The organism is Allobosea sp. RCC_152_1 (assembly GCF_041360765.1).
GTDB classification, from domain to species: Bacteria; Pseudomonadota; Alphaproteobacteria; order Rhizobiales; family Beijerinckiaceae; genus Allobosea; species Allobosea spartocytisi.
This window is the reverse complement of record NZ_JBFUPU010000002.1, coordinates 127,846-146,344: the sequence shown is the minus strand read 5'-3', so window position 1 is coordinate 146,344 and position 18,499 is coordinate 127,846. Positions and strand designations below refer to the sequence as shown.

17 protein-coding genes are annotated in these 18,499 nt (G+C 67.5%); 13 read left to right on the top strand and 4 right to left on the bottom strand.

Features of this window, described 5'->3' with window-relative positions; all coding sequences use genetic code 11:
* Positions 1 to 18: 18 nt before the first annotated feature.
* A complete protein-coding gene (locus AB6806_RS07010) occupies positions 19 to 441 on the bottom strand; it encodes an organic hydroperoxide resistance protein (protein ID WP_038358895.1) in 423 nt (140 codons plus the stop codon).
* Positions 442 to 588: 147 nt separating this feature from the next.
* Between AB6806_RS07010 and AB6806_RS07005 the strand changes: the two genes are divergently transcribed.
* The 9 genes from AB6806_RS07005 (at position 589) to murD (ending at position 10,573) form a co-directional block, all read left to right on the top strand.
* Positions 589 to 1,071, top strand: a complete 483-nt coding sequence (locus tag AB6806_RS07005) for a MarR family winged helix-turn-helix transcriptional regulator (protein WP_142021793.1) — start codon at positions 589 to 591, stop codon at positions 1,069 to 1,071.
* Positions 1,072 to 1,410: 339 nt separating this feature from the next.
* Positions 1,411 to 1,884, top strand: coding sequence for a division/cell wall cluster transcriptional repressor MraZ (locus AB6806_RS07000; RefSeq protein WP_051987495.1), 474 nt, complete (start codon positions 1,411 to 1,413; stop codon positions 1,882 to 1,884).
* A complete protein-coding gene (gene rsmH, locus AB6806_RS06995; protein WP_142021794.1) occupies positions 1,881 to 2,921 on the top strand; it encodes a 16S rRNA (cytosine(1402)-N(4))-methyltransferase RsmH in 1,041 nt (346 codons plus the stop codon). Before AB6806_RS07000 ends, rsmH begins: the two co-directional genes overlap by 4 nt.
* 2 nt (positions 2,922 to 2,923) lie before the next feature.
* Positions 2,924 to 3,310 carry a cell division protein FtsL gene (gene ftsL / locus AB6806_RS06990; RefSeq protein ID WP_112763959.1) on the top strand — a complete coding sequence of 129 codons (387 nt, stop codon included), beginning with the start codon at positions 2,924 to 2,926 and terminating at the stop codon, positions 3,308 to 3,310.
* Entirely contained in the window at positions 3,307 to 5,085 is a 1,779-nt protein-coding gene (locus AB6806_RS06985; RefSeq protein WP_142021795.1) for a peptidoglycan D,D-transpeptidase FtsI family protein, read from the top strand. The genes ftsL and AB6806_RS06985 overlap by 4 nt, the downstream gene beginning before the upstream one ends.
* A gap of 27 nt (positions 5,086 to 5,112) precedes the next feature.
* A complete protein-coding gene (locus AB6806_RS06980; protein ID WP_142021796.1) occupies positions 5,113 to 6,564 on the top strand; it encodes a UDP-N-acetylmuramoyl-L-alanyl-D-glutamate--2,6-diaminopimelate ligase in 1,452 nt (483 codons plus the stop codon).
* Positions 6,564 to 7,988: a UDP-N-acetylmuramoylalanyl-D-glutamyl-2,6-diaminopimelate--D-alanyl-D-alanine ligase gene (locus AB6806_RS06975; RefSeq protein WP_142021797.1), complete on the top strand. Its 1,425-nt coding sequence runs from the start codon at positions 6,564 to 6,566 to the stop codon at positions 7,986 to 7,988. Before AB6806_RS06980 ends, AB6806_RS06975 begins: the two co-directional genes overlap by 1 nt.
* 37 nt (positions 7,989 to 8,025) lie before the next feature.
* On the top strand, positions 8,026 to 9,108 hold the full coding sequence (gene mraY, locus AB6806_RS06970) for a phospho-N-acetylmuramoyl-pentapeptide-transferase (protein ID WP_038358883.1): 1,083 nt from the start codon (positions 8,026 to 8,028) through the stop codon (positions 9,106 to 9,108).
* A gap of 10 nt (positions 9,109 to 9,118) precedes the next feature.
* Positions 9,119 to 10,573 carry a UDP-N-acetylmuramoyl-L-alanine--D-glutamate ligase gene (murD, locus tag AB6806_RS06965; RefSeq protein WP_142021798.1) on the top strand — a complete coding sequence of 485 codons (1,455 nt, stop codon included), beginning with the start codon at positions 9,119 to 9,121 and terminating at the stop codon, positions 10,571 to 10,573.
* 6 nt (positions 10,574 to 10,579) lie between these two features.
* On the opposite strand, the gene AB6806_RS06960 is transcribed toward murD, so the two are convergent.
* Genes AB6806_RS06960 through AB6806_RS06950 form a run of 3 tightly spaced genes read right to left on the bottom strand, consistent with a single transcriptional unit; the run spans position 10,580 to position 13,845 of the window.
* Entirely contained in the window at positions 10,580 to 11,203 is a 624-nt protein-coding gene (locus AB6806_RS06960; RefSeq protein WP_142021799.1) for an Isoquinoline 1-oxidoreductase subunit, read from the bottom strand.
* Positions 11,203 to 13,383 (bottom strand): xanthine dehydrogenase family protein molybdopterin-binding subunit, encoded by a 2,181-nt coding sequence (locus AB6806_RS06955; protein ID WP_142021800.1) that lies wholly within the window; start codon positions 13,381 to 13,383, stop codon positions 11,203 to 11,205. The genes AB6806_RS06960 and AB6806_RS06955 overlap by 1 nt, the downstream gene beginning before the upstream one ends.
* A gap of 3 nt (positions 13,384 to 13,386) precedes the next feature.
* Positions 13,387 to 13,845: a (2Fe-2S)-binding protein gene (locus AB6806_RS06950; protein WP_112764050.1), complete on the bottom strand. Its 459-nt coding sequence runs from the start codon at positions 13,843 to 13,845 to the stop codon at positions 13,387 to 13,389.
* 201 nt (positions 13,846 to 14,046) lie between these two features.
* Here AB6806_RS06950 and AB6806_RS06945 point away from each other — a divergent pair, with 201 nt between their 5' ends.
* From AB6806_RS06945 to murC, 4 genes are all read left to right on the top strand, one after another.
* The gene (locus AB6806_RS06945) at positions 14,047 to 14,670 is read left to right on the top strand and encodes a TetR/AcrR family transcriptional regulator (RefSeq protein WP_051987493.1); all 624 of its coding nucleotides are present in this window, start codon (positions 14,047 to 14,049) and stop codon (positions 14,668 to 14,670) included.
* 142 nt (positions 14,671 to 14,812) lie between these two features.
* Complete coding sequence (locus AB6806_RS06940; RefSeq protein WP_038358876.1) at positions 14,813 to 15,946, top strand: FtsW/RodA/SpoVE family cell cycle protein; 1,134 nt, start codon at positions 14,813 to 14,815, stop codon at positions 15,944 to 15,946.
* A 1-nt stretch (position 15,947) separates the two neighbouring features.
* Positions 15,948 to 17,051: an undecaprenyldiphospho-muramoylpentapeptide beta-N-acetylglucosaminyltransferase gene (murG, locus tag AB6806_RS06935; RefSeq protein WP_370954345.1), complete on the top strand. Its 1,104-nt coding sequence runs from the start codon at positions 15,948 to 15,950 to the stop codon at positions 17,049 to 17,051.
* Between the two features lie 16 nt (positions 17,052 to 17,067).
* Positions 17,068 to 18,474: a UDP-N-acetylmuramate--L-alanine ligase gene (gene murC / locus AB6806_RS06930; RefSeq protein ID WP_370954344.1), complete on the top strand. Its 1,407-nt coding sequence runs from the start codon at positions 17,068 to 17,070 to the stop codon at positions 18,472 to 18,474.
* Positions 18,475 to 18,499 lie beyond the last annotated feature (25 nt).

Here is an 18,499-nt window from a genome sequence, read left to right as displayed (position 1 = left end):
TCCTGCACCGTGCGGCTCTCAGGCGACCTTCAGCTCGACGTCGATGTTACCGCGCGTGGCGTGGGAATACGGGCAGACGATATGGGCCTTCTGGACGAGGTCCTCGACCACCGCCCTGTCGACGCCGGGGACGGAGATCGTCAGCTTGGCCGCAATGCCGAAGCCGGTGCCGTCGTCGCGCGGGCCGATGCCGATATCGGCGCTGACTCGGGCATCCTCCGGGATCTTCACCTTCTCCTTGCCGGCGACGAACTTCAGCGCGCCGAGGAAACAGGCTGAATAGCCCATCGAGAAGAGCTGCTCGGGATTGGTGCCGTCGCCGCCGCCGCCGCCGAGTTCCTTCGGCGTGTTCAGCACGAGCTTGACGTTGCCGGTATCGGTCGCGGCCTGGCCTTCGCGGCCGCCGGTGGCGGAGCCATGGGCGGTGTAGAGGATCTTCATGGTCGGGTTCCTTCTCTCTCGGGTGAACCAATGCTTGCCATTTAGATTGTGCGCAATTAGATTGTCAACAATGAAATTTGAGATGATCACGCGGAGTTGATTGTCGCTCCGGTTTCGGCTTTGCGTTGAGAAGGCGATGGCAGAGGCATGATGGTGTCCGGGGACAAATCCGACCGCGAGCAGAGCGACGCCGCAACGCCGCGGCTCGACCAGCAATTGTGCTTCGCGATCTATCAGGCGAGCCATGCCTTCAACCGCGTCTACCGGCCGGTGCTGGCCGAGCTCGGGCTGACCTATCCGCAATATCTCGTCATGCTCGCATTGTGGGAAGATGACGGGCCGACGGTGAAGGTGCTCGGCGAAAGGCTGATGCTGGATTCCGGCACGCTGACGCCGCTGCTGAAGCGGCTCGAGAGCGCGGGCATCCTCCGCCGCGAGCGTGACGCGGTCGATGAGCGGCAGGTGCGCATCCATCTGAGCGAGAAGGGCGAGGCCCTGCGGGCGAGGGGGCGTCGCGTTCAGGAGGCGATCGGCTGTGCGCTGGGGGCGACCGCGCCCGGCGCCAAGGGGCTGCGCGAGCAGCTCGGCCTTGTCCGGGATGCCCTGCTGGCGGCCGCCCGCGAGGATTGAGCGGAATTTTTTTGCAGGCTCTCGCTCGGTCCGCCGCTTTGAATTGCGGCGGAAACGAGGCGAATTCCCCGTGCTTACGGATACTTAACCATAACGGGCTGTGATGGCAGCGAGCCATCGCAGGCACCGACTCGTGCCGGCGATTCCATTGACGCCCATGATTGCCCATGATATCCCAAATCATCCCGTCGAAGCCGACAGGCAGTTCTCAGATCAGGCTCCGTGTGCCGCGCGGATTTTGGTCGCCGGGCGCTGCTTGCCTGCTTCGACGGAGGGGTTTTCCGCCGCACGGATCTGCGTCCGGCGGTGATGTGGAGAGCAGGCCGGGAGGCGGCGTTGATGGACCGCTTCGTCTCGAACTTCACCAACCGGCTGGACGCCAAGGGGCGCGTTTCCATTCCTTCGAGCTTTCGCTCCGTTCTTGCGAAGGACGGCTACGAGGGGCTTTACGTCCATCAGGGGCTCGACCTGCCGGCGCTCGATGCCGGGGGCAATGCGCTGCGGGCGACGATCGACGACATCCTGGCGCGCTTCTCGCCGTTCTCGGACGAGTGGGAGCTGCTCTCGACGGCGCTGAACGGCACCTCGGAGGTGCTGAAGGTCGACCCGGAGGGGCGGATCGTGCTGAGCGAGGCGCTGAAGGCGCATGCCGGCATCGGCGACGCGGTGACTTTCGTCGGGCATGGCCACAAATTCCAGATCTGGGAGCCGGAGCGCTTCCGCGCCCATCTCGACGCGGCGCGGAGCCGGCTGCGCGACGTCAAGCGGACGCTTGGAGGATTGACCGTTACGGCAGGAGGTTCGAGCTCATGACGGACCAGGGTGACCGTCGTGACGGTGCCGGTGGCGAGGCGCCTCGTCACGTGCCCGTGCTTCTCGCGGAGGTTCTGGCCGCGCTCGCGCCGAAGCCGGGCGGGCGCTATCTCGACGGCACCTTCGGGGCAGGGGGCTACAGCAAGGCGATCCTCGATGTCGCGCCGGATGCGATCCTGCTGGGGCTCGACCGTGATCCGAGCGCGATCGCGGGCGGGGCCGATCTGGTTGCGGCGATGGCTGGGCGGCTGACGCTGTCGCAGGCGCGCTTCGGCGAACTCGCCGAGGAGGCCGAGCGCTTCCGCATGGTCCCGCTCGACGGCGTCGTGCTCGATATCGGCGTCTCGTCGATGCAGATCGATCAGCCCGAGCGTGGTTTTTCGTTCCGCTTCGACGGTCCGCTCGACATGCGCATGAGCGGCGAGGGGCAGAGCGCCGCCGACATCGTCAACGAGGCCGAGGAAGGGCTGCTCGCCAATATCTTCTATCACTATGGCGAGGAGCGCCGTTCGCGCGCCGTGGCGCGGGCCGTGATCGAGGCGCGCCGCAAGGCGCCGCTGGCCACGACGAAGCAGCTTGCCGATCTCGTCGCCGGCATCGTCAAGGGCGAGCCCGGCGGCGCGCACCCGGCGACACGGGTGTTCCAGGCGCTGCGCATCGCGGTCAATGACGAGCTCGGCGAGCTGGTTCGCGCCCTGCATGCGGCGGAGGCCGTGCTGGGTCCGGGCGGACGGCTGGTGGTCGTCACCTTCCATTCGCTGGAAGACCGCATCGTCAAGCAGTTCCTGGCCGAACGCTCCGGCCGTGTCCCGTCCGGCTCGCGCCATGCGCCGGCGGTCGCGGCGAGGCAGCCGACCTTCCGCCTCGTCGAGAGGGGCGCGGTCGCGCCCTCCGAGGCGGAGATGCGGGCCAATCCGCGGGCGCGCTCGGCCAAGCTGCGCGTCGCCGAGCGCCTCGATGCGCCGCCGCGCCGGGCCGAGGCCGGGCTCGTCGCGCTCGCCGGCATTCCCGAACCCTCGCCACGCCGGAGAAGCTGAGCGTGATCAAGTTTCTCCATGTCATCGCCATCGGCGCGCTCGTCTCCTCGGCGGTCTATGCCTACACGATCAAGTACGAGACGACGCTGGCGACCGAGCATCTGCAGAAGCTCAAGACCAAGACGCAGCGCGAGCGCGACGCGATCCAGGTGCTCAAGGCGGAATGGCAGTTCCTCAACCGCCCTGACCGCATTCAGACGCTGGCCGACCGGCATCTCGATCTGCAGCCCTTCCAGGCGACGCAGGTGGTGAAGCCGTCCGAGATTCCCAATCGCGGCCCCAAGGTCGATGCCATCGGCCGCAAGCTCGAGGATCTGGGCCTCGGCCTGCCGACGGAGACGCCGAGGAGCGCCAAGGCGAGCGCGACCACGCCCGGAGCCATGCCATGACCGACACGACCCGGACCGAACAGGCCTCCGCGGCCGAGACGGAAATCTTCGAGGCGCCCGTCCAGCGTTCGCGTCTCGCCTGGCTGCGCGACGTCTTCCATATGAGTGGCGAGAAGGCGCAGCCGCGCGTCGGCCTCGTCATCCTCGGCTTCTCGGTGCTGTTCATCGCGATCACCGCCCGGCTCGCGCTGCTGGCGACGCTGCCGAACGAGCAGGTCGGCATCCGGCGGGCGAGCTCGAACGCGATTTCGGCGGCCCGGCCCGACATCGTCGACCGCAATGGCGAGATCCTCGCCACAGATATCGGCGTCGTCTCGGTCTTCGCCGAGCCGCGCAAGATCCTCGACAAGGACGAGGCGACCGAACTTTTGACGGCCGTGCTGCCCGAACTCGACGCCAAGGATCTGCGCGACAAGCTCGGCACCAAGAAGGGCTTCGTCTGGGTCAAGCGCGAGATCACCCCGCGCCAGCAGGCGGAGGTCTACCGCCTCGGGATACCCGGCGTCGGCTTCCTGCCCGAGCACAAGCGCTTCTACCCGAACGGCCCGGCCGCGGCCCATGTGCTCGGCTTCGCCAATATCGACAATATCGGCATCGCCGGCATGGAGAAGTACATCGACTCGCAAGGGCTGCAGGACCTGAACGGCGCCGGCCTCACCAGCCAAGCGAGCGACCTGAAGCCGATCAAGCTCTCGATCGATTTGCGCGTCGAGCATGTGCTGCGCGACGAGCTGGTCAAGGGCATGGAGCGTTTCAAGGCGATCGCCGCCGCGGGCGCGATCATGGACGTCACCACCGGCGAGATCATTGCGCTGGTCTCGCTGCCGGATTTCGACCCGAACAACCCGGTCGATGCGCTGGAGAAGGACCGGATCAACCGGATGAGCGTCGGCGTCTACGAGATGGGCTCGACCTTCAAGGCACTGACCATCGCGATGGCGCTGGATTCCGGCAAGGTCAACATCAACTCCAGCTTCTCGACCGCCGGCGGCATGATGCGGTTCGGCCGCCAGGTCATCAAGGAATATCACGGCACCGGCCGGACGCTGACCGTCCCCGAGGTCTTCGTGCACTCCTCGAATATGGGCTCGATCAAGATGGCGCTGGCCGTCGGCGTCGAGGGCCACAAGGCCTTCCTCAAGAAGATGATGCAGCTCGACCGGATGACGACGGAGCTGCCGGAGAGCGCCGCCCCGATCGTTCCGCAGCGCTGGGGCGAGATCAACACCGCGACCATCGCCTTCGGCCACGGCCTTGCCGTCGCGCCGCTGCAGGCGATCGCTGCCGTCGGCGCGCTGGTCAATGGCGGCTATCTGATGAAGCCGACCTTCCTGAAGCGCTCGCAGGAGGAGGCGATGCAGGTCGCGACCCGCGTGATCAAGCCGGAGACCTCCGAGGCGCTGCGCTTCATCATGCGCATCAACGGCGAGAAGGGCTCGGCCAAGAAGGCGGATGTCGCCGGCTATTTCGTCGGCGGCAAGACCGGCACGGCCGAGAAGGTCATCGGCGGTCGCTATTCCAAGAACAAGAACTTCACCACCTTCACGGCCATCGTGCCGTCCGACAAGCCGCGCTATCTCTTCCTCACCATCTATGACGAGCCGAAGGGCTATGCCGAGAGCGGTGGTTATTCGACGGCGGCCTGGAACGGCGGCGTCACCACGGGCAAGCTGATCGAACGCGCGGCTCCGCTGCTCGGCGTCGCACCGCGCTTCGACCCGCCGCCTTCGCCCTTCCCGCTGATGGCGAAGCTCGGGGCCTGGGGCTCGCGCTGATCTCGGCCTATAACGGTGAGCATGACGATGACCGGACTGAGCCTCGGAGACCTCTTTCCCGAGACCTTCGAGGCTGACGCCGCCAGTCAGCCGGTGCATGGCGTCGCCTTCGACAGCCGCAAGGTCACGGGGGACGACGTCTTCGTCGCGCTTGCCGGTGCCAAGGCGGATGGCGCGCGCTTCATCATGGATGCGGTCGGGCATGGCGCCATCGCCGTCGTTTCGGGCGGCCCGCGCCCGGCGGATCTGCCGGCCGGCGTCGCCTTCGCCGAGGTCGAGGACCCGCGCCTCGCGCTGGCGCTGGCGGCGGCGAAGCTCCATCCGCGCCAGCCCGAAACCATCGTCGCTGTGACAGGGACGAGCGGAAAATCCTCGGTCGCCGACTTCACCCGCCAGATCTTCCAGTCGCTCGGGCGCTCCTCCGCCAGCGTCGGCACGATCGGCGTTGTCACCGCGAAGGGTGCCGATTACGGCTCGCTGACCACGCCCGACCCGCTTTCGCTGCATGCCACGCTCGACAGGCTGGCCGGCGAGGGCGTCTCCCATCTCGCGATGGAGGCCTCTTCGCACGGGCTCGACCAGCGCCGGCTCGATGGGGTGCGTCTGAAGGCTGGAGCCTTCCTCAATCTCGGCCGCGACCATCTCGATTATCACCCGAGCGTCGAGGATTACCTCGCCGCCAAGCTCCGGCTCTGGGACTTGCTGCCGGCCGGGGCGCCGGTTGTGATCAACCGGGACGAGCCCTATGCCGAAGAGGCGGCGCGCGCCGCTGAAGCAGGCGGGCACCCGATCATCGGCGTCGGCCGCAAGGGCGAGACGCTGACGCTGCTGGCCAATGAGCGGGACGGTTTCGTGCAGCGGCTGAGCATCGGTTTCGGCGGTGAGCAGCTTTCCGTCTCGCTGCCGCTGGTCGGTGACTTCATGGCCGGAAACGCGCTGGTCGCGGCTGGGCTCGCCATCGCGACCGGCGAGGATAAGCGACGGGCGTTGGGGGCGATTTCCGGGCTGGCGGGGGTAGCGGGGCGGCTCGAACGGGTCGGCGAAGCCAATGGCGCGCTCGTCGTCGTCGACTACGCCCACAAGCCCGATGCGCTCGCCGCGGTCCTGACGACGCTTCGTCCCTATGCGACGGGGCGGCTGATCTGCGTCTTCGGCTGCGGTGGCGACCGCGACAAGGGCAAGCGCCCGCTGATGGGTGCCATCGCCGCCGAGAAGGCCGACATCGCCATCGTCACCGATGACAATCCGCGCAGCGAGGATCCGTCGGTGATCCGGGCCGAGATCATGGCCGCCTCGCCGAGGCTCCTGGAGATCGGCGACCGCGAGGAGGCGATCAGAAGCGCGGTATGCATGCTGATGCCTGGGGATTTGCTGGTCGTGGCCGGAAAAGGCCATGAAACCGGCCAGATCGTGGGCGAGCGCACATTGCCGTTCTCCGATCACGACGTGGTCCGGAAAGCGTTGTCGGAGATCCAGTGATGAGCGCGCCCCTGTGGAGCGGAGACAAGTTGATCGCCGCGCTTGGCGCGCGGTCCGAAGGTGCCGTGCCGCCGGTTGTGACCGGCGCCTCGATCGACACCCGCACGCTGGAGCCCGGCGACGTCTTCTTTGCCATCACCGGCGAGGCGCGTAACGGGCACGACTTCGTCAAGGGCGCGCTGGAGAAGGGCGCGGCGCTCGCGGTGATCGATGAGGCCCATGCGGCGGAATTCAACGGGGCGGGCGTGCTCGCCATCGTTCCCGATGTGCTCAAAGCGATGGAGGCTGCCGGCTCGGCCCGCCGGGCGGAGCTGAAGGCCGGTGTCGTCGCCGTCACTGGATCGGTCGGCAAGACCGGCACCAAGGAGGCGCTGCGCCTCGTGCTGTCGCGCCAGGGCAAGACCCATGCGCCGGTCGCCTCCTACAACAACCATTGGGGCGTGCCGCTGACGCTGGTTCGCACTCCGGCCGGTGTCGCCTATGGCGTTTACGAGATCGGCATGAACAGCCCCGGCGAGATCGTGCCGCTGGCGCGGCTGGTGCGCCCGCAGGTCGCCATCGTCACCACGATCGCGCCTGTGCATCTCGCCGCCTTCGCCTCGCTCGAAGGCATCGCGGAGGAGAAGGCCGGGGTCTATTGGGAGCTCGAAAAGGGCGGCACGGCGATCGTCAATGCCGACATCCCGCAATCCGAACTGCTGCGCGACATCGCCAAATCCGGTCCGGCCGGGCGGATCATCACTTTCGGCGAAAGCCCCGATGCCGATGTCCGGCTCGTCTCCTGCGCGCTGAAGCCCGACATCTCGACGGTCGAGGCGCGGGTGCTCGGCCAACCGGTGACCTACAAGCTCGGCAGCCCGGGCAAGCATATCGTGCTCAATTCGCTGGCGGTCCTGGCGGCGGTGCATGCGCTAGGCGCCGATCTCGCGCTGGCCGCGCTGGCGCTCGCCGATCTCAGGCCGCCGGCGGGACGTGGCGCGCGACAGGTGCTGCAGATGCCGGGCGGACGCTTCACGCTGCTCGACGAAAGCTATAACGGCAACCCCGCCTCGATGCGGGCCGCGATCGAGAATCTCGGACGCCTGCCGGTCGAGGGCAGGGGGCGGCGCATCGCGGTGCTCGGCGACATGCTCGAGCTCGGTCCGAGCGGGGCTGAGCTGCACAAGGGGTTGGCGGAGCCGCTCGTCACGAACGGCATCGACAGGGTCTTCGCCTGCGGGCCGCTGATGAAAGGGCTCTATGAGAGCTTGCCTTCGGCCATGCGGGGGGCTTATGCCCCCGCGGCGGGCGAATTGGAGCCGCTCGTGCTCGAGGCGGTCCACGCTGGCGACGTCGTCACGGTCAAGGGATCGCTGGGCTCGCGCATGGGGCCGATCGTCAAGGCGCTCCTCGCGCGCTTTCCTGCCGTGCCGTCCGAAGACTGAACCACCCTCCGAACGTTTCCCGAAAGATCACCAAGACATGCTCGCCTGGCTCGCCGAATTGTCCGGCACCTTCCCCGTGCTGAACGTCTTCCGCTACATCACCTTCCGGGCGGGCGGGGCGACGGCAACGGCGCTGCTCTTCGTCTTCTTCTTCGGGCCGGCGGCGATCTCCTGGCTGCGCATCAAGCAGGGCAAGGGCCAGCCGATCCGCACCGACGGCCCTGAATCGCATCTCGCCAAGCGCGGCACGCCGACCATGGGCGGGCTGATGATCCTGTCCGGTCTGTTCGCCGCCGTGCTGCTCTGGGGCAATCTGCGCAACCCCTATGTCTGGATCGTGCTGGGCGTCACCGCTGCCTACGGCGCCATCGGCTTCTATGACGACTTCCTGAAGGTGACCAAGCAGTCGCATAAGGGTTTCTCGGGCAGGGCGCGCATCGCCATCGAGGTCGTGGTCGCGCTGATCGCCTGCTACCTCATCATGCAGATTCAGCCCCCGGCGATCTCGTCGGGCTTCGCCATGCCCTTCCTCAAGGAGGCGATCATCCCGCTCGGCATCCTGTTCCCGCTGGTCACGGCCTTCGTGGTGGTGGGCGCCGGCAATTCCGTGAACCTGACGGACGGGCTCGACGGGCTCGCCATCGTGCCGGTGATGATCGCGGCCGGCACCTTCGGCTTCATCTCCTATCTCGTCGGCAACGTCATCTTCGCCAACTACCTGCAGATCCATCACGTTCCCGGCGCGGGCGAGCTTGCGGTGATCTGCGGGGCGGTGATCGGGGCGGGGCTCGGCTTTCTCTGGTTCAACGCGCCGCCGGCCCAGATCTTCATGGGCGACACCGGCTCGCTCGGCCTTGGCGGGCTGCTCGGCACCATCGCGGTGGCGATCAAGCATGAGATCGTGCTCGCCGTCGTCGGCGGCCTCTTCGTGGTCGAGGCGCTCTCGGTCATCATCCAGGTCGGGGTGTTCAAGCGCACCGGCAAGCGCGTCTTCCTGATGGCGCCGATCCACCACCATTTCGAGAAGCTGGGCTGGACCGAGCCGCAGGTGGTGATCCGTTTCTGGATCATCTCCGTCGTGCTGGCGCTGGTCGGCCTCGCCACGCTGAAGCTGCGTTGAGAGCGGAAAGATGACGCCCGTCACGGTCTTCGCCGGGCGCAAGGTCGCCCTGTTCGGCCTCGGTGGTTCCGGCCTTGCCACGGCACGCGCGCTGAAGGCGGGCGGTGCCGAGGTCGCCGCCTGGGACGACAATGAGAAAAGCCGCGAGAAGGCGGCGGCCGAGGGCATCGCCGTCGTCGATCTCGCCAGCGCCGACTGGTCGGGCTTCGCGGCTTTCGTGCTCTCGCCCGGCGTGCCGCTGACCCATCCCGAGCCGCACTGGACGGTCGGGAAGGCCAACGCAGCCGGTGTCGCGATCATCGGCGATGTCGAATTGTTCTTCCTGGAGCGGGCGAAGATCGCGCCGGCTTCTCCGGTCGTCTGCATCACCGGCACCAACGGGAAGTCGACCACGACGGCGCTGATCGCGCATGTGCTGAAGCAGGCCGGTCGCGACGTCCAGATGGGCGGCAATATCGGCACGGCCGTATTGGCGCTGGAGCCGCCGGCGGCGAACCGCATCCATGTCATCGAGTGCTCGAGCTACCAGATCGACCTCGCGCCTTCGCTGGCTCCGAGCGTCGGTATCCAGATGAATTTGACGCCGGATCATCTCGACCGGCATGGCTCGCTGGAGAACTATGCGGGGATCAAGGAGCGGCTGGTTTCGGCGGCGGACATCGCCGTGGTCGGCGTCGATGACGAGCCTTCCAAGCAGATGGCGCGCCGCCGCGCCGCCGGGGGCCGCCCGCTGGTGAAGATCAGCGGCGAGCAGCCACTGGACGAGGGCGTCTTTGCGGGCGTCACCGCCAATCAGGGTCGACTCGATACGCGCATCGTCGAGGTCAAGGACGGCAAGCCCCGCGTCGTCGCCAGTCTCGCCGGCATCGGCTCCTTGCGCGGCTCGCACAATGCGCAGAATGCGGCCGCGGCCTTCGCTGCCTGCTCGGCGCTGGGCCTGAGCGCGGGGGAGATCGAAGCGGGCTTCAAGACCTATCCGGGGCTGGCGCACCGCATGGAGGAACTCGGCCGGATCGGCCGCGTCGTCTTCATCAACGACTCCAAAGCCACGAACGCGGATTCCACGGAGAAGGCGCTGACCTCCTTCCGCGATATCTTCTGGATCCTCGGCGGCAAGGCCAAGGAGGGCGGCATCGAGTCCTTGCGCCGCTATTTCCCGAACATCGCCAAAGCCTATCTGATCGGCGCCGCGAGCGACCTCTTCGCCGCGACCTTCGACGATGACGGGCGCGTCGCCTATGAGCGCAGCGTCACGCTTGACAAGGCGGTGGCCGATGCGACGCGCGATGCGCTGGCGAAACCCGGCGAGGGCGAGATCGCGGTGCTGCTCTCGCCGGCCTGCGCCTCCTTCGACCAGTTCCCGAATTTCGAGGTGCGCGGCGAGGCGTTCCGCAAGCTGGTCATGGCGTTGCCGGGAATCGAGCCTTTCGGGACTGCCGGAAAGCCGGCTGCCCCGAAAGGGTAGTCAGGTTCAGGACGCCGGGCAGGCAGCGCCGCTATCGGCCCAGGCTTGCATCAGCGCGCCGAATTCTGCCGGCGTGCCGGGAGCGGGCTCGCGACCCTTGCCGGGGTTCCAGCCCCAGAGCACGAGCGTGTCGGTGGTGACATGCTTGATCAGCGCGGCGGTGTCACGGCTGCCGTTGCGGTTCTGATCCTTCAACTGCTCGCAGATCTGGGCGAGGCTCTTGCCCTCCCAGGCCATGGAGGCGGGGGCCAGCGCCCAATGCCCGTCGCCGGGGATCCGGGCGGGATCGTAGTTCTCCTTGCCGTGACAGGTCGCGCATTGCAGACCGGGCGCGCCGTGCCCGTCCTTGCCGCGTACGACGAGCGGCTCATGCAGCTTTCGGATATCGCCCTGGCGGGGCCGCTCCGTCGCCGGATGGCAGTTCATGCAGCGCGGACTCTGGAGGACCTTGCCCATCTCGTTGAAGAGCGCGACCGAGCGGTCGCGCTGGTTGGCGATCGAGGCGAAGCTCGCAGCCGGGCGCAAGCTCGCGCCGCCGGGCTGAGGGCTGTTCTGCGCCAGCGTCAGCGCGCTACCGGTGACGCAGACCGTAAGCGCCGCCGCAGCCGCCAGGAGGAGATTGCGGCTCATCAGACATTGCCTCCCTGCATCGGCAACTGGCGCGGCCGGCCGTGACCGAGCGCAGCGAGCGCATTGGCGACGGCGGGGCCGATCGGCGGGACGCCGGGCTCGCCGATGCCGCTCGGCTTCTCGGTCGAGGCGATGATCCTGACCTCGACCTCCGGCATCTCGTTGATGCGCAGCGAGCGGTATTCGTGGAAGTTGGTCTGGACCGGCCGGCCGCCATCGAGGGTGATCTGGCCGTAGAGGGCGTGACCGAGGCCGAAGCCGATGCCGCCTTCGACCTGTGCCCGGATGACGTCTGGATTGACGGCGACGCCGCAATCCACCGCGCACCAGACCTTGTGCACCTTCGGCTCTCCCTCCGGCCCCATCGAGACCTCGGCGATCTGGGCCACGAAAGAACCGAAGCTCTCGACGACGGCGACGCCGCGGGCGCGTCCGTCCACCGGCGCGCCTCCCTTCCAGCCCGCCAGATCGGCGACGGCCTTGAGCACGCCGGCGGCGCGCGGATGCCTGTCGCCTATCATGGCGAGCCGGCCCTGCACCGGGTCCTGCCCGGCGGCTTGCAGCAATTCGTCGACGAAGCATTCGACGGCATAGCCGGTATGGGTGTGGCCGACGGAGCGCCACCACAAAGTCGGCACGCCGACCTTGGGATTATGCACCTCGCAACGGAAATCCGGCACCTCGTAGAAGATCTCGTTGGCGCCCTCGACGGAGGTCGCGTCGATGCCGTTCTTGACGACCATCGCCTCGAAGGGCGTGCCGAGGAAGAAGGACTGGCCGACGAGCGTGCTAGACCATGCCGCGATCTTGCCGTCCTTCACCGCGCCCCGGAAGCGATGGACGAAGAGCGGGCGGTAATAGCCGCCGGTCAGGTCGTCCTCACGCGTCCAGACCACCTTGACCGGGCGATTCGGGCCGATCGTCTTGGCGACGGTGGCGAGTTCGGCCGCGAGATGCTGGCTGACCTGCGCGCGCCGGCCGAAGCTGCCGCCGGCGAGCATGGTCTCGAGCGTCACCTTCTCCGGCGGCAGGCCGAGGATGCCGGCGATGGTCTGGTGCTCGGTGGTCTGGAACTGGCTGCCGAAACGGGCATGCGCCTTTTCGCCATCCCATTCGAGATAGCCGTCGAGCGGCTCCATCGGCGCATGTGCCAGATAGGGGAAGACGAACTCCGCCTCGATGACCTTATCGGCCTTGCCCAGCGCGGCCTCGGCGTCGCCATGGCTGCCGGCGACCGTGCCGGGCTGGCGGACGAGCTTGCGGTACTCGGCGATCAGCTCGGGGCTGCCGCGTTTTTCGGCGGCGCTGTCGTCCCAGGTGACTTTCAGCGCCTCGCGGCCCTTCAGCGCCGGCCACATGCCATTGGCATAGACCGCGACGCCGTAGCCGATCGATTTCACATCGACGACGCCCTTGACCTTGAGCGCCTCGGCCGCATCGAAGCTCGCGACCTTGCCGCCGAAGCGCGGTGAGCGGGCGACGACGACCGTCAGCATGTTCGGCGCGTGGATATCGATGGTGAACTGCGCCTTGCCGCGCGACTTGTCGGCGCTGTCGAGGCGCTTCACGGCGCCTTCCTTGCCGATCAGCTTGTAGGCCGAGGCCGGCTTCAGCGGCGGGTTTTCGGGCACGGGCAGTTTCGAGGCCGCTTCCGCGAACTCCCCGAACGAGCCCTTGCGGCCGGAAGTGTGGCTGATGACACCGTCGGAGACGGTGATCTCGCCGGCGGGAACCTTCCAGGTATCGGCAGCGGCCTGCACCAGCATCATGCGGGCGGCGGCGCCGGCCTTGCGCATCTGCTCCCAGCTATTGGCGATGGCGGTCGAGCCGCCGGTGCCCTGCACCCCGAAGGCGAGGTTGGCATAGAGCTTGACGTCGGCCGGGGCGTGCTCGGCGCGCATCTGGCTCCAGGCGGCGTCCATCTCCTCGGCTGCGAGCGTGGCGAGGCCGGTAAAGGGACCCTGACCGAACTCGATATGCTTGATCAGCACGGTCACGGTCGAGTCGGGCGCGACGCGGATGAAGGCGTTCGGGGCGAAGGTGGCGTTGCCGCCCGGCCGATAGGCCGCGCCGGCGCCGGACTGGGCCTTCGCGGCGCGCGGCAGGTGGAAGCCGATGACGAGGGCGCCGGCGCCGGCCAGCAGCGAGCGGCGGGAGAGCTTGGGATCATGTGCGGTCATGGCTCAGATCTCCAGCGCGCGGGCCGCGTCATGGATCGCGGCGCGGATGCGGACGTACGTTGCGCAACGACAGAGATTGCCGTTCATCGCGAGGTCGATATCGCGATCGGTCGGCTTCTTGTTTTCCTTGAGCAGAGCGATGGCGCTCATCACCTGGCCGGACTGGCAATAGCCGCATTGCGGCACGTCGCGGTTGGTCCAGGCGGCCTGGACGGCGTCCGCCTCCTTGCCGGCGAGGCCTTCGATGGTGGTGATCTCGCTCGTGCCGACCGCCGAGACCGGCGTGACGCAGGAGCGCAGGGGCTGCCCGTCGATGAAGACGGTGCAGGCGCCGCATTGCGCGACGCCGCAGCCGAACTTGGTGCCGGTCAGGCCGATATTGTCGCGGATCGCCCAGAGCAAGGGCGTGTCGTCGTCGACGTCGACGGTATGCGTCGTCCCGTTGACCTTGAGAGAGACCATGGTTGCCTCCGATGCTGGCATGACGCAGCGCGGCACCATGGTGCGGATCGAGGGCTCGCCCTCGATAGCCCGATCTGACATATCAGATGCGGGCGATGTATCCGTAGCCCTGGGTCGCGCGACTGGACTAATTAGACGTTTTGAGTCTAACTAGGATGGTCGCGCGCAGTTTGGATTTTGTCAAGACTGCTGAAGCTGCAAATGTCGGACAGAAGCGAAAGTTCCAGCGCTCTCCCTCTCGAGGATGCGAAGGCCCGCGTCGATCAGATCGCCGATGCGGCGCTGCGGCTGTTCGCCCGCTATGGCTACAAGCGCAGCTCGATGGACGACATCGCCAGGGAAGCCGGGCTCGCCAAGGCGACGCTCTATCTGCATTTCAAGGGCAAGGACGACGTCTTCCGAGCGATGCTGAACCTGATCGGGCGCCGCGTCGAGGCACGTTGCCGTGAGGTCGTCGCGATGCCCGGGCCGTTTCCGGAGCGGCTCGCCGCCTTGCTCCAGGCCCATCACGGGCAGACCTATGCGAGCTTTGGCACAGGCGAGCATCTCGTCGAGCTCAAGGCGGTGATGAATACGATCGCGACGCGCGAGTTGCAGGCCTTCGAGCAAATCTTCGCCCGATGCGCGCGCCTGCTGCTTCAGAAAGCGGAAGCCCGAGGCGAGATCGCGATGGCGCGCGCTTCGATATCGGTCGATGAGTGGATCGCTGGGATGATGTTCGCCGCAACCGGCGCCAAGACGGGCACGCCACCGAGCTGCGAAGCCTATGCGGAGCGGCTTGCCGGCATCGCCCGCATCTTCGCGGCGGCGGTCTCGTCCCGCTGACGACCGTGGACAACCCGCCGATCGCGGGCGTGCAACCGCGCAATGAGGCGCATCGGAATCAATCGGTTAACCATTCATTGACAGAGTGATTCGCCACGAGGCGCGGTCAGGCCGCGCAGAACTTGTCGATGGAATGCCCGCCATGGTCTCCCGCGCCGAACCTTCCCTCAGCGGTCGCTGGTGGTGGTCGATCGACCGCCTGATCCTTGCCGCACTCATCGCGCTGATGGTGTCGGGCGTCGTGCTGCTGATGGCCGGCGGGCCGCCGGTCGCCGAGCGGCTGGGCCTGTCGACTTTCCATTTCGTCAATCGGCAGGCGGCCTATCTCGCCGGCGCGATCGTGATCTTCCTCAGCGTCTCCTTCATGACGCCCCGGCAGGTGCGCCGCGCGGCGCTGATCCTCTATGTCGGCTCGCTCGCCATGGTGGTGGCGACGCTCTATTTCGGCGTCGAGGTCAAGGGCGCGAAGCGCTGGCTGACGCTCGGCCTCCTGGGCTCCGTGCAGCCCTCCGAATTCCTGAAGCCGGCCTTCGTCGTGATCGCCGCCTGGGCCTTCGCCGAGGGAACGCGCCGGCCGGACCTGCCGGGCACGATCCTCGCCATGCTCATCCTGCCGATCTCGATCGCGCCATTGGTGCTGCAACCGGATTTCGGCCAGACCATGCTGATCAGCCTGGTCTGGGCCGGGCTGTTCTTCGTCGCCGGCCTGCACTGGTTCTGGGTGATCGGGTTAGGGGGTATCGGCGCCACCGGCATCTTCATCGCCTATGAGCTCGTTCCCCACGTTCGCGCCCGCATCGAGCGCTTCATGGACAAGGGCTCGGGCGACTCGTTCCAGGTCGACACTGCGCTCGAAAGCTTCGCGCAGGGCGGCTGGCTCGGGAAGGGGCCGGGCGAGGGCACGGTGAAGCGCATCCTGCCCGACGCGCATACCGACTTCATCTTCGCCGTTACCGCCGAGGAGTTCGGCGTGATCGTCTGCATGATCCTGGTGCTGCTGTTCGCGATCATCGTGATCCGCTCGCTGTTCGTGGCGCAGAAATCGGAGGATCCGTTCACGCGGCTCGCCGTGACCGGGCTCGCGCTGCTCTTCGGCATCCAGGCGGCGATCAACATGATGGTCAACCTGCACATGATGCCGGCCAAGGGCATGACGCTGCCCTTCATCTCCTATGGCGGCTCGTCGCTGCTTTCGCTCGCCGTTGGTACCGGCTTCCTGCTCGCGCTGACGCGGCGGCGCCCGCGCTCGGCCGAGCTCGGTTCCTACAGGGGCTGAGATGGCGACCGGCAAGCTCATCGTGCTGGCCGCCGGGGGAACGGGCGGCCATCTCTTCCCGGCCGAGGCGCTGAGCCATGCGCTCCACGCCAAGGGCATGCGCGTCGTGCTGATGACGGATACGCGCGCGGCCGAATACGCCGGCAGCTTCCCGGCCGAAGCCGTCCATGCGGTGCCGGCCGCAACGCCTTCGGGCCGCTCGCCTCTCAAGATGGCCGCGGCGCTGGTGAAACTCGCCAGGGGCACGCTCGCGGCGCGCGGGATCATCCGCAAGCTCAAGCCGGACGTGGTGGTCGGCTTCGGCGGCTATCCGACCGTGCCGCCGGTGCTCGGCGCTTCACTTGCGGGCGTGCGCACCGTGATCCACGAGCAGAACGCCGTGATGGGCCGGGCCAACCGCTTCCTGGCAGGGCGGGCCACCGCTATCGCGACCGGCTTCGCCGAGGTGGGCGGCATCGCAGAGGCGCTCAAGGCGAAATGCCGCCATGTCGGCAACCCGGTGCGCCCGGCGGTGCTTGAAGTGGCGGATCGCGACTATGACTGGCCGGGCGAGGGCAAGATCCGGCTCTTGGTCTTCGGCGGCAGCCAGGGCGCGCGCGTGATGGCCGATATCGTGCCGCCCGCGATCCAGCTTCTGACCGATGCCGAGCGGGCGCGCCTCACGATCGTCCAGCAGGCGCGGGCGGAAGACGACGAGCGCGTGCGCGGCATCTACGAGAAGCTCGGGATTCGCGCGACGGTCATGCCCTTCATCAAGGATATGCCGGCCCAGATGGCGGCGGCGCAGCTCGTGATCGCCCGCGGCGGCGCCTCGACCGTGGCGGAACTCACGGTGATCGGCCGGCCGGGCATCCTCGTGCCGCTGCCGGGCTCGCTCGACCAGGACCAGGCGGCGAACGCGGCTTTTCTCGAGAAGGTGGGCGGGGCGCTGCGGATCCTGCAGCCGGAATTCACCCCGCGGCGGCTCGCCAGCGAGCTTTCGCAGCTCATCGCCCAGCCGGCGCACTTGACGACCATGGCGGCAAACGCGAAGAGCGCGGGTATCCCCGATGCCGCCGACCGCCTCGCCGATCTTGTGATCGCGACGGCCAACTCTCAGAACTGACAGGACCCGCAGGACCATGAAGCTGCCGCCGAAGCTCGGCTCCATCCATTTCATCGGCATCGGTGGCATCGGCATGTCCGGCATCGCCGAGGTGCTGCATAATCTCGGCTACAAGGTGCAGGGGTCCGACGCGTCCGACGGCGCCAACGTCAAGCGCCTGGCCGAGAAGGGCATCAGCACCTTCGTCGGCCACAAGGCCGAGAATTTGGGCGAGGCCGAGGTCGTCGTGGTCTCGACCGCGATCAAGCGCGACAATCCGGAGCTTCTGGCCGCGCGCGAGAATCGCCTGCCGGTGGTGCGCCGGGCCGAGATGCTGGCCGAGCTGATGCGGCTCAAGAGCTGTGTCGCCATCGCCGGAACCCATGGCAAGACGACCACGACCTCGCTGGTCGCGACGCTGCTCGAGAAGGGCGGGCTCGACCCGACCGTGATCAATGGCGGCATCATCAACGCCTATGGCACCAATGCCCGGATGGGCGAGAGCGACTGGATGGTGGTCGAGGCCGACGAGTCCGACGGCACCTTCCTGAAGCTGCCGGCCGACGTCGCGATCGTTACCAATATCGATCCCGAGCATCTCGACCATTTCGGCACCTTCGACGCGATCAAGGCGGCCTTCCGCTCCTTCGTCGAGAACCTGCCCTTCTACGGCTTCGCGGTGATGTGCATCGACCATCCCACTGTGCAGGGGCTCGTCGGCCAGATCACCGACCGCCGCGTCGTCACCTATGGCGAGAACCCGCAGGCCGATTTCCGGCTGATCGACATCGATCTCTCGGGCGGGCAGGCGAAGTTCACACTGCTGATCCGCGACCGCAAGACCGGCCGGGACGAGGTCATCCGCGATCTCGTGATGCCGATGCCCGGCCATCACAACGCGCTCAACGCCACGGCTGCGATCGCGGTCGCCTATGATCTGGGTATCCCGGTCCAGCGCATCCGCGAGGCGCTGGCTGGCTTCGGCGGCGTCAAGCGCCGCTTCACCAAGACCGGCGAGTGGAACGGCGCGCTGATCTTCGACGATTACGGCCACCATCCGGTCGAGATCGCTGCCGTGCTGAAAGCGGCCCGCGCCTCGACCAAGAACAAGGTGATCGCGATCGTGCAGCCGCATCGCTACACGCGCCTGTCGAGCCTGTTCGACGATTTCGCCGCCTGCTTCAACGATGCCGATACGGTGATCGTGGCCGACACCTATGCGGCGGGCGAAGCGCCGATCGCAGGCGCCGACCGCGATTCGCTGGTCGCCGGCATCAAGGCGCGCGGCCACCGCCACGCGTTGCCGCTGGAGTCCTCGGACAAGCTCGCCGGGATGGTGGCGGAGCTGGCGGGGCCGGGCGACTACGTCGTCTGCCTCGGCGCCGGCAACATCACGCAATGGGCCTATGCGCTGCCGGGAGAGCTGGCGGCGCTGAAGGGCTGAGCCTTTTCGGCAGAGCCCCGACAGG